11 protein-coding genes and 1 pseudogene are annotated in these 14526 nt (G+C 66.7%); 3 read left to right on the top strand and 9 right to left on the bottom strand.

The window, feature by feature from the left end; genetic code table 11:
• Positions 1 to 329 precede the first annotated feature (329 nt).
• Complete coding sequence (locus tag QX070_RS21940; protein ID WP_315739168.1) at positions 330 to 1130, bottom strand: hypothetical protein; 801 nt, start codon at positions 1128 to 1130, stop codon at positions 330 to 332.
• Positions 1131 to 1255: 125 nt separating this feature from the next.
• Between QX070_RS21940 and QX070_RS21935 the strand changes: the two genes are divergently transcribed.
• The 3 genes from QX070_RS21935 to QX070_RS21925 all read left to right on the top strand — a co-directional run bounded on the left by QX070_RS21935 (position 1256) and on the right by QX070_RS21925 (position 4807).
• Complete coding sequence (locus tag QX070_RS21935; protein WP_315739167.1) at positions 1256 to 1759, top strand: YaiI/YqxD family protein; 504 nt, start codon at positions 1256 to 1258, stop codon at positions 1757 to 1759.
• Positions 1760 to 1763: 4 nt separating this feature from the next.
• Entirely contained in the window at positions 1764 to 3575 is a 1812-nt protein-coding gene (locus QX070_RS21930) for an ABC-F family ATP-binding cassette domain-containing protein (protein WP_315739166.1), read from the top strand.
• 152 nt (positions 3576 to 3727) lie between these two features.
• Positions 3728 to 4807 (top strand): D-TA family PLP-dependent enzyme, encoded by a 1080-nt coding sequence (locus QX070_RS21925; RefSeq protein ID WP_315739165.1) that lies wholly within the window; start codon positions 3728 to 3730, stop codon positions 4805 to 4807.
• A gap of 224 nt (positions 4808 to 5031) precedes the next feature.
• On the opposite strand, the gene QX070_RS21920 is transcribed toward QX070_RS21925, so the two are convergent.
• From QX070_RS21920 to QX070_RS21885, 8 genes and pseudogenes are all read right to left on the bottom strand, one after another.
• Positions 5032 to 6258, bottom strand: coding sequence for a TIGR03862 family flavoprotein (locus QX070_RS21920; protein WP_315739163.1), 1227 nt, complete (start codon positions 6256 to 6258; stop codon positions 5032 to 5034).
• 155 nt (positions 6259 to 6413) lie between these two features.
• Positions 6414 to 7331 (bottom strand): SDR family NAD(P)-dependent oxidoreductase, encoded by a 918-nt coding sequence (locus QX070_RS21915; protein WP_315739162.1) that lies wholly within the window; start codon positions 7329 to 7331, stop codon positions 6414 to 6416.
• A 135-nt stretch (positions 7332 to 7466) separates the two neighbouring features.
• Complete coding sequence (locus tag QX070_RS21910; protein ID WP_315739161.1) at positions 7467 to 7943, bottom strand: MaoC family dehydratase; 477 nt, start codon at positions 7941 to 7943, stop codon at positions 7467 to 7469.
• A gap of 6 nt (positions 7944 to 7949) precedes the next feature.
• Positions 7950 to 9680 (bottom strand): AMP-binding protein, encoded by a 1731-nt coding sequence (locus QX070_RS21905; protein WP_315739160.1) that lies wholly within the window; start codon positions 9678 to 9680, stop codon positions 7950 to 7952.
• Positions 9680 to 10588 (bottom strand): annotated as a pseudogene (mmsB, locus tag QX070_RS21900) (3-hydroxyisobutyrate dehydrogenase); the annotation flags it as partial. The pseudogene mmsB and the gene QX070_RS21905, both read right to left, overlap by 1 nt.
• Before the next feature lie 10 nt (positions 10589 to 10598).
• Positions 10599 to 11675, bottom strand: a complete 1077-nt coding sequence (locus QX070_RS21895; RefSeq protein WP_315739158.1) for an enoyl-CoA hydratase/isomerase family protein — start codon at positions 11673 to 11675, stop codon at positions 10599 to 10601.
• On the bottom strand, positions 11672 to 12817 hold the full coding sequence (locus QX070_RS21890) for an isobutyryl-CoA dehydrogenase (RefSeq protein ID WP_315739157.1): 1146 nt from the start codon (positions 12815 to 12817) through the stop codon (positions 11672 to 11674). Before QX070_RS21890 ends, QX070_RS21895 begins: the two co-directional genes overlap by 4 nt.
• A 170-nt stretch (positions 12818 to 12987) precedes the next feature.
• The gene (locus QX070_RS21885; RefSeq protein ID WP_315739156.1) at positions 12988 to 14484 is read right to left on the bottom strand and encodes a CoA-acylating methylmalonate-semialdehyde dehydrogenase; all 1497 of its coding nucleotides are present in this window, start codon (positions 14482 to 14484) and stop codon (positions 12988 to 12990) included.
• Positions 14485 to 14526: the final 42 nt, after the last annotated feature.

The following is a 14526-nucleotide window of genomic DNA, read 5'->3' as shown; positions in this document are numbered from 1 at the left end:
ATGTCGCTCCCGCCTGCACCCGCGTGCGCGCATCCGGGCTACGGACTGTCGAGATTGGGCCGCGGGTCCTCTCCACGTCATTGCGAGCGTAGCGCGTAGCGAAGCAATCCAGAATCCTTCCACGGAGACAGTCTGGATTGCTTCGCTGCGCTCGCAATGACGGGAGCGTGGGGCGACCAGCATGCCCCAATCTCAACTGTCATCGTCCGCATGCGGACGATCCAATACTCCGAGGCGGCTACGATTCAGCCGAGACGTCGCGGCGTACTGGATGCTCCGCCTGCGCGGAGCATGACAGCTGCTTTATGGATGCCGCCTGCCTTTTACCATTACGCCGCCGCCTGCGCGCGCGGCTGGTAGATCGCCACATGGTGACAGTGCGCCAGCGGCCGCGTGCCGTTCGCCACCACCAGCGCATCGATCTCGACGAAGCGGTGTCCCTTCTTCTCGTAGTTCGCGACCACCCGGCCACGCGCGGTGATCTCGTCGGTTTCGGCAATCGCCGACAGCAGCTGCATGCGGCTGCCGACGTGAATCCACGGACCGAGCACGATGTTGTCGACCAGCAGGCGGTTCATCACCCGCTGCAGCATGCCGGGATGACCGAGCCGCTCGCCGGAATAGATCGGATCGCGCTCGCGAATCTCGGCGAGATAGGCCGTCGCCGCCTGCCCCGGCCAGGCGCGTGGCGCAGTGCCGAGCCAGTTGCCGACGGCGAACGAGTCTGCGCCGATCACCGACCGCACCGCTGCTGGCGGAACATCGCGATAGCCGGCCAGCACCACGTCCGGCGCCGCCGCCGGCAACGACGCGGAACCGGTGGCGCAGATCTCGCTTTTACTCGTCACCTCCAGGCGGAGCCCGTCGCCGACCTCCTCCGCCCTGACCTCGGCGATCTCGCCGTCATAGACCGGCTTGGTGAACCGCGCCTCGATCAGCCCGCGCTCCAGGAATGCCCGGCCCCAGCGCACAACCGGCTGATGCAGCATGTAGGCCAGCACCTCGACGCCGGGCACGAGGCCGCCGGCGAAGCCGAACCGGCGCGCCACGCTGTCATCGTGCATCTTGTTCTCGGACTGCTTGGCCGTGTTGAACGCCTCGACCGCATAGGTCGCGATTCCGTCTGCCATCCTTGCCTCCCTTTGACCCTTTTCGGGCGATGGTAACGGCCGGAAAGGTCCTGGCAAGGCCAGCGTTTGGCTCGCAATTTGGCTGGCGATGGGGTACCAACCGGCCACCCCCAGCAGAACGCCAGATGACGACCGAAACCGCCGAGCTCGCCCCTGTCACGATCTATGTCGACGCCGACGCCTGTCCGGTGAAGGACGAGATCTATCGCGTCGCGATCCGCCACGGCCTGCCAGTGATCGTGGTTGCGGGCGGCTTCATCCGCGTGCCCGAGGATCCCCTGATCACGCGCGTGGCGGCCGGCAGCGGCATGGATGCCGCGGATGACTGGATCGCAGAGCGCGCCGGCGCCGACGACGTCGTCATCACCGCGGACATTCCGCTGGCGAGCCGCTGCGTCAAGGCCGGCAGCGCCGTGATCGCACCGAACGGCAAGCCGTTCACCGAGGAGTCGATCGGCATGACGCTCGCTGTGCGCAACCTCATGACCGATCTGCGGTCATCGGGCGAGGTGACCGGCGGCCCGCGCTCGTTCACGCCGCGCGACCGCTCCACCTTCCTCTCCACCCTCGATACCACGATCCGCCGCCTGCAGCGCCAGCGCGCGGCGCGGGTCCAGCAGCAGAGCTAGAGATATGGCGCCGCCTCTCATCCAACTCAAAGACATCCGCCTGACCTTCGGCGGCACCGCGCTGCTGCAGGGCGTCGAACTGTCGGTCTCGCCCGGCGAGCGCGTCTGCCTGATCGGCCGCAACGGCTCCGGCAAGTCGACGCTGCTCAAGATCGCCGCCGGCCTCGTCGAATGCGACAGCGGCACCCGCTTCGTGCAGCCGGGCGCCACGGTTCGCTATCTGCCGCAGGAGCCGGATTTCTCCGGCCATGCCACCACGCTGTCCTATGTCGAGGCCGGGCTCGGCCCGGGCGACGATCACTATCAGGCGCGCTATCTCGTCGAGCAGCTCGGACTGACCGGAGAAGAGGATCCCGCGCATGTCTCCGGCGGCGAGGCGCGTCGCGCGGCGCTGGCGCGCGTGCTTGCGCCCAACCCCGACATCCTGCTGCTGGACGAGCCGACCAACCACCTCGACCTCACGACCATCGAGTGGCTGGAGAACGAGCTCGACGGCCGAAGCTCGGCGCTGGTGCTGATCAGTCACGATCGTCGTTTCCTTACCAATCTGTCCCGCGCGACCGCGTGGCTCGACCGCGGCCAGATCAGGCAGATCGACCGCGGCTTTGCGGCGTTCGAGGCGTGGCGCGACGAGGTGCTGGCGGAGGAAGAACGCGAGCAGCACAAGCTCGACCGCAAGATCGTCAACGAAGAGCACTGGCTGCGCTACGGCGTCTCCGGCCGCCGCAAGCGCAACGTCAAGCGGCTCGCCAATCTGCATGCGCTGCGCCAGCAGCGCCGCGACTATCGCGGCACGGCGGGCGCCGCCAACCTCGCCGCGGCCGAGGCCGACAAGTCCGGCAAGCTGGTGATCGAAGCGAAGGGCGCATCGAAGAGCTATGGTGATCGCAAGATCGTCGACAACTTCTCCATCCGCATCCAGCGCGGCGACCGCATCGGCATCGTCGGCCCCAACGGCGCCGGCAAGACCACGCTGGTCAACCTGCTCACCGGCGGCAGCGAGCCGGACAGCGGCAGCATCCGGCTCGGCGTCAATCTGGAGACGGCGACGCTCGACCAGCACCGCGAGAGCCTCGATCCCCGGACGACGCTCGCCGAAGCGCTGACCGGCGGCCGCGGCGATCACGTCATGGTGGCCGGCAAGCCGAAGCACGTCGTCGGCTACATGGAGGACTTCCTGTTCTCGCGCGAGCAGATGCGCACGCCGCTCGAAGTGCTCTCCGGGGGCGAGCGCGGCCGGCTGATGCTGGCGCGCGCACTGGCCAAGCCATCGAACCTGCTGGTGCTGGACGAGCCGACCAACGATCTCGACTTGGAGACACTCGACGTGCTCGAGGACATGCTCGGCGACTACGAGGGCACGGTGATCCTGATCAGCCACGACCGCGACTTCCTCGATCGCGTGGTCACCTCGGTGATCGTCCCCGAGGGCAACGGCAAATGGCAGGAATACGCCGGTGGCTACAGCGACATGCTGGCTCAGCGCGGTGCCGACCTGAAGCGCCAGCATGCCAAGGCGGCTGAGGAGAAGAAGGAAACCAAGCACGCGGCCGCGGCGCCTGCGAGCGCGCCGAAGCGCAAGCTCTCCTTCAACGAGAAGCACGCACTGGAGACCTTGCCGAAGACGATCGCCAAGCTGCAAGCCGAGATCGCCAAGCAGCAGGCCGTGCTCGCCGACCCCGCGCTATATGCGAAAGACCGCAAGAAATTCGACGCCGCCTCCCTCGCCCTCGCCACTGCGCAAGCCGAGCTCACCGCCGCCGAAGACCGCTGGTTGGAGCTCGAAGTGCTGCGCGAGGAGATCGAGGGCGCGTGACGTTCATCGAAATCACTTCGTCATTGCGAGCGAAGCGACATGTCCGCCATAGCCCGAAGGGCGACGGCGGAAGCAATCCAGGGCTGCAGTCGTGACTCTGGATTGCTTCGTCGCTTCGCTCCTCGCAATGACGGTTATATGGAGTAAATGACATGACCACCCCGCTCGCCGCCAAGATCGCCAGGGACTACGGCACGCCCTGCGCCGTCATCGACATGGACAGAGTTGAGCGCAACATCGCGCGCATCCAGGCCCAGTGCGAGGCCGCGGGCGTCGCCAACCGCCCGCACATCAAGACCCACAAGAGCCCGGTGCTGGCCAAGCTGCAGATCGAGGCCGGCGCGCAAGGCATCACCTGCCAGAAGATCGGCGAGGCCGAGATCATGGCGGCCGCTGGCATCAGTAACATCCTGATCAGCTACAACCTGATCGGCGAGGAAAAAATGGCGCGTCTTGCCGCGCTGCAGACCAAGGCCGATATGACCGTCGCCGCCGACAACGCGACCGTGATCGCCGGCCTGCCGCAGGCAGCAAAACAATCCGGCCGCACGCTGTCGGTCGTGGTCGAATGCGACACCGGCCGCAAGCGCGCCGGCGTCGAGACACCGGCCGAGGCGATCCAGCTTGCGCGCCAGATCAAGGCCAGCGAGGGCCTGCGCTTCGCCGGCTTCATGATGTACCCGACCGAGACCGGCTGGGACGAGGCGCAGCGCTTCTATGACGAGGCCCTGGCCGGCGTTCGCGCCGAAGGGCTGGAGGCTGCCATCGTCTCGACCGGCGGCTCGCCCAACCTGAAGAATCTCGGCAAGCTCAAGGGCGCCACCGAGCACCGGCCCGGCACCTACATCTACAACGACCGCATGCAGGTCGCCGCCGGGGTCGCGACCTGGGACGACTGCGCGCTGCACATCTACTCCACCGTCGTCAGCCGCGCCGCGCCCGAGCGCGGCATCCTCGACGCCGGCTCGAAGACGCTGACGACCGACACCGGCGGCCTCGACGGCCACGGCCTGATCCTGGAGCACCCGGAAGCGAAGATCGCGCGCTTCGCCGAGGAGCACGGCTTCCTCGATCTCTCCCGCAGCAACACCCGCCCCAATGTCGGCGACGTCGTGCGCATCATCCCCAACCACGTCTGCGTCGTCGTCAACATGATGGACGAGGTCGTGATGGTCCGCGGCGAGGAGATCCTGGGCACGTTGCCGGTCGCGGCGCGGGGCAAGCTGCGGTAGGACGAAGCTCTCTCGCAGCGTCACTGCGAGGAGCGAAGCGACGAAGCAATCCAGAGTCGCGCGCGTGACCCTGGATTGCTTCCACCTACGCTCGAGGAGCTTCGGCGGACACGTCGCTTCGCTCGCAATGACGAGAAATCTGTAGGGTGGGCAAAGGCGCGAAGCGTCGTGCCCACCGCGTTCTTGTACGAATGCCAATGGTGGGCACGCTTCGCTTTGCCACCCTACAATTCGAGCCGCTTCAAGATGCCCCTGCCCGCGGCGGCCCCGGTCGCGAACGAGGCTTGCAGCAGATAGCCGCCGGTCGGGGCCTCCCAATCGAGCATCTCGCCGGCGGCGAACACACCGGGCAGGCGTTTGAGCATGTAATCGGCGTCAAGCTCGTCATGCGCGATGCCGCCGGCGCTGGAGATGGCGCGGGCGAGTCCGGCGGTGCCCGTCAGCTTCAGCGGCACGGCATTGATCAGCGCCGCGAGACGATCGGGCGGCAGCGACGAGAGTGACAGGCCGTGCGCCCTGGCCGCCTCCTGCAGCAGCCCGATCGCCACCGGCGACAACTGCACCGCCTTGCGCAGCACGTTCGAGAACGACTGCTTGCCGCGCGGTGCCGAGAGCCGCGTGACGAGATCGGCTGTCGCAAGGTCGGGCCGCAGCGCGACATGCAGGATCGCCCCCCCTGTCAGCGCGATCACCTCGCGCAGCTCCGCCGACAGCGCATAGACGGCGCCGCCCTCGATGCCATCGCGCGTGACGACAGCCTCCCCGCGCACGCCGCGATCACCGAACGACAGCGCGATGCCCTTCAGCGGCTGGCCCTCGAAGCGATCGCGGAAGATGTCTGACCAGGCGACGGTGAAGCCGCAATTGGCCGGCCGCAGCGGCGCGATCGCGACGCCCTTCGCCGCCAGGATCGGCACCCAGCCGCCGTCGGACCCGAGCCGCGGCCAAGAGGCGCCGCCGAGCGCGAGCACGACAGCGTCAGCGGCGACCGCGCGCGCTCCCGCCGGCGTTTCGAATGTGAGATGTCCGTCCGCGTCCCAGCCGGTCCAGCGATGCCGCAACTCGACGCGCACGCCCTGCGCATCGAGGCGGCGCAGCCACGCGCGCAGCAGCGGCGAGGCTTTCATTGCCCTCGGAAACACGCGGCCCGAGGAGCCGACGAAGGTCGGCTCGCCCAGCGCCTCGCACCAGTCGCGCAGCCGCTGTGGCGGGAACGCGCGGATCGCCGGCTCAAGCCACGCCGCCGCCTCGCGGTAGCGCGCCAGGAAGGCGGGCAGCTCTTCGCTATGGGTGAGGTTGAGGCCGCCGCGACCGGCCATCAGAAACTTGCGCGCCACCGACGGCATCGCATCGTAGACGGTGACGGCGGTCCCGCCCTCGGCCAGCACCTCGGCCGCCATCAGTCCGGCCGGGCCGGCTCCGATGACGGCGACTTGGTTTGAAGAGGACATGGCGCCAATCTAGGCCGAGCAGGTCGCCGAGCAAAAGGTCGTCATGCCCGGGCTTGACCCGGGCATCCCCGCCTCTCCACGCATTCAGTGCCAAAGACGTGGATGGCCGGGTCAAGCCCGGCCATGACGGCGGAGTTCGACCCGGGCATCGTGTCTTACAGCTTGATCCCCAGCCGCGCGGCGGCCTGACCGACATATTTCTGCGTCTGCTCGAATGCGCCCTGCAGCGCCCTCGCCTTCGACATGTCGCTGATCTCGGCAAAATGCGCGGCGATCGCGTCCGGCGTCCATTCCTCCGGCGGCAGGTTGATGCCCTCGCTCTCCAGGATCCTGATCACCGCGAAGGAGCCAGCACCCGCGCCCATGATGGTCCGGGTCGGCGCGTCCTCGCTCAGCAGATACTCCACCGCGGGCGTGATCGATTCCGGCTTCATCAGCTGCAGCGCCTGCGGTGGCAGCAGTTCCTCCGTCATGCGCGTCGCCGCCGTCGGCGAGATGATGTTGACGCGGATGTTGGTCTTGCGGCCCTCCTCCGCCAGCACGTTCATCAGGCCGACCATGCCGGTCTTGGCCGCGCCGTAGTTGGCCTGGCCGAAATTGCCGAACAGGCCGGACGACGACGTCGTCAGCACGATGCGGCCGTAGTTGCGCTCGCGCATGCCGTTCCACACCGCCTTGCAGCAGTAGAAGCTGCCGACCAGATGCACGTCGAGCACCTTGGCGAAATCCGCCACCTCCATCTTGCCGAACGACTTGTCGCGCAGGATGCCGGCATTGGCGCACATGATGTCGACGCTGCCCCACTCCTTCGTGGCGCGCTCGACCATCGCAGTGACCTGCTCGAAATTCGAGACGTCGGCGCCGTCGGCGATCGCGGTGCCGCCGGCTTTGCGGATCTCCTCGACCACCGTCTCCGCCGCAGTCATCGAGCCGCCGGTGCCGTCGCGCGCGCCACCGAAATCATTGACCACGACCTTGGCGCCGCGGCTCGCCAATCCCAGCGCATGCGCGCGTCCGAGACCATTGCCTGCGCCGGTGACGATGGCGACGCGTCCGTCAAATCTGATTGCCATGTTGCTGTGTCCTAGGTTCTAGGCTCGTCATGCCCGGGCTTGACCCGGGCATCCATCCACTTCGAAAACTCTCAGTTTTGTTGGATCGCCGGGTCAAGCCCGGCGATGACGAGGGGTGGGTTGGGACGAAGAGAGTTAGCTGAGATAGATCAGTCCGATCCAGTCGGCGACCAGCGCGGGTTTGTCCTCGCCTTCGATCTCGACCGTGACATTGGTGCGCGACTGCAATTCCTTGGGCTTGCGCAGCGTGGCTTCCGCCAGCACGAAGCGGCCGCGCACGCGTTTTCCCGATTTCACCGGCGAGATGAAGCGCAGCTTGTCGAAGCCGTAATTGACGCCCATCGCCGTGCCCTCGATCGCCGGCATCACCTCGTAGGACATCACCGACAGCAGCGACATCGTCAGAAAACCGTGCGCGATCGTGGTGCCGAACGGCGTCGCCTTGGCTTTCTCCGGATCGACATGGATGAACTGATGATCCTCGATCACATCGGCATAGGTGTCTATGCGCTGTTGATCGAGCACGTGCCACGATGACACGCCGATCTCCTGGCCCACCATGGCCTGATAGGCTGCGAGCGAAATCGGCGGCTTCTTCCAGATCTGGTTCATGCGTTCCTACACCTCGTGCCCGGACGGCCTGGTCTTCAGCTCCGGGAAATCCTCTTCCTTGAACTCCGTGCCGCGCAGATGATCCGTGCGGTCGTCCTCATGCTCCAGCCGGCGCAGCTGCACGCGGCGTATCTTTCCGGAGATCGTCTTCGGCAGCTCGCTCACGAGCTCGAGCCGGCGGATGCGCTTGAACGGCGCCAGCCGCGCCTGAAGATGCACGAAGATCGACAGCGCCGTGGCGCGCGAGCGCTCCGCGCCCGCTGTCAGCAACACATAGGCTTTCGGGATGGCGAGACGGATGGGATCCGGAGACGGCACAACGGCAGCCTCGGCGACGGCCTCATGCTCCAGCAGCACGCTTTCCAGTTCGAACGGCGAGATGCGGTAGTCGGATGATTTGAACACGTCGTCGGAGCGGCCGACGAAGGTGAGATAGCCGTCGTCGTCCTGGAACACGACATCTCCCGTGCGGTAGCGCGTGCCATCGGTGCCGGACAGCTTACCGTCGTCGCCCTGATAGCCCTGCATCAGGCCGGCCGGACGCTCGCCGGTGAGCGCCAGCGTGATCTCGCCTTCTCTGGCGAGATTGCCGTCGATGTCGGCGACCTCGACGCGATAGCCCGGCAGCGGCCGGCCCATCGAGCCGATCTTCAGTTTCTGGCCCGGCGAGTTGCCGACGATGGCCGCGGTTTCGGTCTGGCCATAGCCGTCGCGAATCGTCAGCCCCCAGGCGGCACGCACCTGATCGATCACCTCCGGATTGAGCGGCTCGCCGGCGCCGCAGGCCTCGCGCAACGAGACCTTGAAGTCGGCGAGGTGCTCCTGGATGAACAGCCGCCACACCGTGGGTGGCGCGCACAGCGTCGTGACGCCGCAGCGTTTGATGATCGCGAGCAGCCCCTTGGCGTCGAAGCGCGGCTGATTGACCACGAATACCGTGGCGCCGGCATTCCAGGGCGAGAAGAAGCAGCTCCAGGCATGCTTGGCCCAGCCCGGCGAGGAGATGTTGAGGTGCACGTCGCCCGGCTGCAGGCCGAGCCAGTACATGGTCGAGAGATGGCCGACCGGATAGCTGCGGTGGCTGTGCCGCACCAGCTTCGGCTTGGCCGTGGTGCCCGAGGTGAAATACAGCAGCATCGGATCATCCGGCTGCGTCGGCCCATCCGGCGTGAACGCCTCGGCCGCGTCGGCCGCCTGCTCGAACGGCAGCCAGCCGGCAGGCGCTGCCGGCGCGCCGACGACGACGCGGACGAGATCATCGGCGCCGAGATCGGCGAACTTCGCCACCTGGTCCTGCGCGGCGACCACGGCCTTGGCGCGGCCGCGCTCCAGACGATCGCGCAGCTCGTCGGTCGTCAGCAGCGTGGTCGCGGGGATCACGACGACGCCGAGCTTCATCGCCGCCAGCATCGTCTCCCACAGCGGCACGACATTGCCGAGCAGCAGCAGCAGATGGTCCCCGCGCTTCAGCCCCTGCGCGCGCAGGAAATTCGCGACCTGGTTGGAGCGGCGCGCCAGCGCCGCGAAGGACAGCTTGGTCTGGCGGTCCTGCGCGGCATCGAAGATCCATAGCGCCGTCCGCTCGCGACTCTCCGGATCAGATGCGAGTTCGGCATCGAACCAGTCGAGCGCCCAGTTGAACGGGACGGGATCGGGCCAGCGAAAACCCTTCACGGCCGCATCGTAGTCGGTGCGATGCGCCAGCAGAAACGCGCGTGCGTCCTTGAATGTCGTCATCAGATGGTCCCGGCGAGCTTGCGAACGTGCTGAATGATCCCTGAAAAATCGACGCCGCCATGGCCGGCAGCCTCAAATGCCTTGTAGATCTCCTGCGCGTGCTGCCCGAGCGGCGTCGCCGCGCCGGCCGCCTTGGCGGCGTCCTGCGACAGCGTGAGGTCCTTGAGCATCAGCGCCGTCGCAAAGCCGGGCTTGTAGTCGTTGTTGGCCGGCGAGGCCGGCACCGGGCCCGGCACCGGGCAATAGGATGTCAGCGACCAGCACTGTCCTGACGAGGTCGAGGCGACGTCGAACAGCGCCTGATGCGACAGGCCGAGCTTCTCGCCGAGCGCAAAGGCCTCGCTCACCGCGATCATCGAAATGCCAAGGATCATGTTGTTGCAGATCTTGGCCGCCTGCCCCGCGCCGGCGCCGCCGCAATGGACGATCTTCTTGCCCATCTTCTCCAGGATCGGCTTCGCCGTGGCGAAGGCGCTTTCCTCGCCGCCGCACATGAAGGTGAGCGTTGCGGCCTTGGCGCCGCCGGTGCCACCGGACACCGGCGCGTCCACGGCGGCGATGCCGTGCCTTGCGGCCAGCGCATGCGCGGCGCGCGCGCTCTCGACATCGATGGTCGAGGAATCGATGATCAGCGCCCCCTTGGACATCGCCGGCACGACCTCGTTCCAGACCGCCTGCACATGCTTGCCGGCCGGCAGCATGGTGACGACGGCATCGGCGCTTTTGGCCGCGGCGACGGCGCTGTCGGCGATTTCGGCGCCATCGGCCTTGGCCTGGATGCGCGAGGCCTCGACCAGATCGAACGCGACCACCTTGTGGCCGGCCTTGACCAGGTTGGCGGCCATTGGTCCGCCCATGTTGCCGAGGCCGATGAATGCGATCGTTGCCATGGTTCGTTCTCTCCCCTCGACCTGATTGTTATTTGCTCTGCGGAAAGGTCAGCTCGTCGGCGCCAATCTCGGCAAGATATGGCGCCAGCATGTCCGGTGTCACCTGATCGACATCAGGCGGCGACCATCTGGGCTCGCGGTCCTTGTCGATGATCGCCGCACGCACGCCCTCGCGGAAATCGTCGCTGCGGAACACTTCGAGCGCCGCACGATACTCGCGCACCAGGCATTCCTCCAGGGACGCCGCACCGCGTGCCAATCGCAGCAGCTCGAGCGTCACGACCATGCCGCGCGGCGATTTCTCCTTCAGCATCTTCAGCGTCGCCAACGCGAGCTCCGAGCCGTCCGCTCTCAGCGCGGTAAAGATGTCGTGCATGCTGTCATGGGCGAACCACGCGTCGATCTTCGCCTGCTGCGCCGCCACCGGGCCGGCCGTCTCCGACGTCGCGAAGCCGGCGATCAGCCGGTCGATCTCGATCGACAGCGTGCCCGGCCTGACTTTGGTCAGGACCTCGCGCAGCGCCGGCCATTTCTCGGTCGGCACCACCGCATCGGCAAAGCGCGCATGGATCGCATCGGGCCCGTTCATGGTCTGCCCGGTCAGGCCGAAATAGGCGCCGAGTTCGCCAGGCGCGCGCGACAAGAGCCAGGTGCCGCCGACGTCGGGAAAGAAGCCGAGGCCGACTTCGGGCATCGCGAGCTTGGTCTTCTCGGTCACGATGCGGTGACGGCCATGCGCCGATAGTCCGACGCCGCCGCCCATCACCAGCCCGTCCATGTAGGCGACATAGGGTTTTGGAAACGCCGCGATGCGCGCGTTCATGATGTATTCCTGGCGCCAGAACACCTTGCCGAGATCGCCGTTCGTCTTCGAGCTCTCATAGAGCCCGCGGATGTCGCCGCCCGCGCAAAGTCCACGCTCGCCCGCGCCTTCGAGCACGACAATTGCGACGGCCGGATCGCCCTCGAACCGATCCAGCGCGGCGTCGATGCCCATCGACATCTCCAGCGTCATCGCGTTGATCGCCTTCGGCCGGTTCAGCCGGATGATGCCGGCCGAGCCTTCGCGGCGGACGATCAGGTCGCCTTCGATGACCTCGCTCATCGCGCCGCCTCGATCAGCTTGCGCGACACGATCAGGCGCATGATCTCGTTGGTGCCTTCGAGAATCTGGTGCACGCGCAGGTCACGGACGATCTTCTCGATGCCGTATTCGCTCAAATAGCCGTAGCCGCCGTGCAGCTGCAGCGCCTGGTTGGCGACCTCGAAGCCGACATCGGTACCGAAGCGCTTGGCCATGGCGCACAGCATGGTCGCGTCAGCATCCTTGCGGTCGAGCGCAGCCGCCGCGCGCCAGACGAAGGTGCGCGCCGCCTCCAGCTCGATCGCCATGTCGGCGATGCGAAACTGCAGCGCCTGGAATTCGTCGAGCCGCTTGCCGAACGCCTTGCGCTCTTTCGTATAAGCCAGCGTCTTGTCGAGCGCCGCCTGCGCGCCGCCGAGCGAGCAGGCGGCGATGTTGAGACGGCCGCCGTCGAGCCCCGCCATCGCGATCTTGAACCCAATGCCCTCCGCGCCCAGCCGGTTGGCCACCGGCACCCGCGCATTCTCGAAGATCACGGCGCGGGTCGGCTGCGCGTTCCAGCCCATCTTGCGCTCATTGGCGCCGAACGACACGCCGGGGGCATTGGCGTCGATCACCAGCGTGGAGATGCCGCCGGGACCATCGGCGCCGGTTCGCACCATCGCGACGAGGATGTCGGTGGCGCCGGCACCAGAGATGAACTGCTTCTGCCCGTTGAGCACGTAGTCGTCGCCGTCGCGCACCGCGCGCGTGCGCAGCGCCGCCGCATCGGAGCCCGCGCCCGGCTCGGTGAGGCAATAGCTCGCGATCAGGTCCATGGCGCAGAGCTTCGGCAGGTAAGCCTGGCGCTGGGCCTCGGTGCCGAAGGTGTCGATCATCCACGAGGCCATGTTGTGGATCGAGATGAACGCTGACACCGTGGGGCAGCCCGTCGCCAGCGCCTCGAAGATCAGCGCCGCATCGAGCCGGCTGAGACCCGAGCCGCCGACATCGTCGCGGATGTAGATGCCGCCCATGCCGAGGCCCGCCGCCTCCCGCATCACATCGACGGGAAAATGCTTCTCCTCGTCCCAGCGCAGCGCATGCGGGGCAATCTTCTCGGCCGCGAAGGCGCGCGCCATGTCGCGCACCGCGATCTGATCCTCGTCGAGAGCGAACTGCATCCGTTCTCCGCGTTTCCTGGTCTTGTTTGTTGGTCTTTGCGCTTTCCTCATGCGCCGTCATTGCGAGGAGCCGAAGGCGACGAAGCAATCCAGACTGCCTCTGCAGAAAGATCCTGGATTGCTTCGCTTCGCTCGCAATGACGAAGGAGAGAGTCCGAACGGACCCGACCTCACTTCATCAGCGGGATCGAGAACTCCGCGCCTTCCTTGACACCGGACGGCCAGCGCGAGGTGACGGTCTTGGTCTTGGTGTAGAAGCGGATCGAATCCGGACCGTGCTGGTTGAGGTCGCCGAAGCCGGACTTCTTCCAGCCGCCGAAGGTGTAGTAGGCGATCGGCACCGGGATCGGCACGTTGATGCCGACCATGCCGACATTGACCTTGGCCGCGAAGTCGCGCGCCGCGTCGCCATCGCGGGTGAAGATCGCGACGCCGTTGCCGTAATCATGCTCCGACGGCAGCGCCAGCGCCTCGGCGTAGTCCTTGGCGCGCACGACCGACAGCACCGGGCCGAAGATCTCCTCCTTGTAGATCCGCATGTCCTTGGTGACGTTGTCGAACAGACACCCGCCCATGTAGAAGCCGTTCTCGTAGCCCTGCATCTTGAAGCCGCGGCCGTCGACGGCGAGCGTCGCGCCTTCCTTGAGGCCAATATCGACATAATTCTTGACGCGCTCGACCGCCTCGCGGGTCACCAGCGGACCGAAATCGGCCGAGGGATCGACCGAGGTGCCGATCTTCAGGCTTTCAACGCGCGGGATCAGCTTCTCCATCAGCCGGTCGGCCGTGGTCTTGCCGACGGGCACGGCGACCGAGACCGCCATGCAGCGCTCGCCGGCCGAGCCGTAGCCGGCGCCGATCAGCGCATCGACCGCCTGGTCGAGATCGGCGTCCGGCATGATGATGGCGTGGTTCTTGGCGCCGCCGAAGCACTGGCAGCGCTTGGCGTGCGCAGCCGCGCGCTCATAGATGTACTGCGCGATCGGCGACGAGCCGACGAAGCCAATCGCCATGATGTCCGGATCCTCGAGGATGGCGTCGACCGCCTCCTTGTCGCCGTTGACGACGTTGAGGATGCCCGCCGGCAGCCCGGCCTCGATCATCAGCTCGGCGAGCTTCATCGGCACGCCCGGATCGCGCTCCGAGGGCTTGAGGATGAAGGCATTGCCGCAGGCGATGGCAGGGGCAAACTTCCACATCGGAATCATCGCCGGGAAATTGAACGGCGTGATGCCGGCAACGACACCGAGCGGCTGGCGCATCGAATAGATGTCGATGCCGGGGCCGGCTCCCTCAGTGTACTCGCCCTTCATCAGGTGCGGAATGCCGCAGGCGAACTCCGCGACCTCCAGGCCGCGCTGGATATCGCCCTTGGCGTCGGGGACGGTCTTACCATGCTCCCGCGCAAGCAGATCGGCGAGCTGGTCATAGTCGCGCTGGACGAGTTCGACGAACTTCATCATCACGCGGGCGCGGCGCTGCGGATTGGTCGCGGCCCAGGCCGGTTGCGCCGCCTTTGCGTTCTCGACAGCGGCACGGAGCTCGGCGCGAGAGGCCAGCGCGACCTTGGCCTGAACGTCGCCGGTCATGGGCTCGAAGACGTCGGCCGTCCGTCCAGACGTGCCCTTGACCTCTTTGCCGCCAATGAAATGACCGATCGAACGCATGGGGTATCCTCCGCAGGGGTAAGCAGTGCCGATTTGGCCGGC

The sequence above is a fragment of the Bradyrhizobium sp. SZCCHNR1093 genome, from assembly GCF_032381175.1.
In the GTDB taxonomy this organism is placed as follows: Bacteria; Pseudomonadota; Alphaproteobacteria; order Rhizobiales; family Xanthobacteraceae; genus Bradyrhizobium.
Note: the sequence above shows the minus strand (reverse complement) of the source record. Positions and strands in the feature narration are given on the sequence as shown.

Coding starts and splice junctions, on each gene's coding strand:
- QX070_RS21940 (WP_315739168.1), bottom strand. CDS start 1,130: ATGGCAGACGGAATCGCGACCTATGCGGTCGAGGCGTTCAACACGGCC.
- QX070_RS21935 (WP_315739167.1), top strand. CDS start 1,256: ATGACGACCGAAACCGCCGAGCTCGCCCCTGTCACGATCTATGTCGAC.
- QX070_RS21930 (WP_315739166.1), top strand. CDS start 1,764: ATGGCGCCGCCTCTCATCCAACTCAAAGACATCCGCCTGACCTTCGGC.
- QX070_RS21925 (WP_315739165.1), top strand. CDS start 3,728: ATGACCACCCCGCTCGCCGCCAAGATCGCCAGGGACTACGGCACGCCC.
- QX070_RS21920 (WP_315739163.1), bottom strand. CDS start 6,258: ATGTCCTCTTCAAACCAAGTCGCCGTCATCGGAGCCGGCCCGGCCGGA.
- QX070_RS21915 (WP_315739162.1), bottom strand. CDS start 7,331: ATGGCAATCAGATTTGACGGACGCGTCGCCATCGTCACCGGCGCAGGC.
- QX070_RS21910 (WP_315739161.1), bottom strand. CDS start 7,943: ATGAACCAGATCTGGAAGAAGCCGCCGATTTCGCTCGCAGCCTATCAG.
- QX070_RS21905 (WP_315739160.1), bottom strand. CDS start 9,680: ATGACGACATTCAAGGACGCACGCGCGTTTCTGCTGGCGCATCGCACC.
- QX070_RS21895 (WP_315739158.1), bottom strand. CDS start 11,675: ATGAGCGAGGTCATCGAAGGCGACCTGATCGTCCGCCGCGAAGGCTCG.
- QX070_RS21890 (WP_315739157.1), bottom strand. CDS start 12,817: ATGCAGTTCGCTCTCGACGAGGATCAGATCGCGGTGCGCGACATGGCG.
- QX070_RS21885 (WP_315739156.1), bottom strand. CDS start 14,484: ATGCGTTCGATCGGTCATTTCATTGGCGGCAAAGAGGTCAAGGGCACG.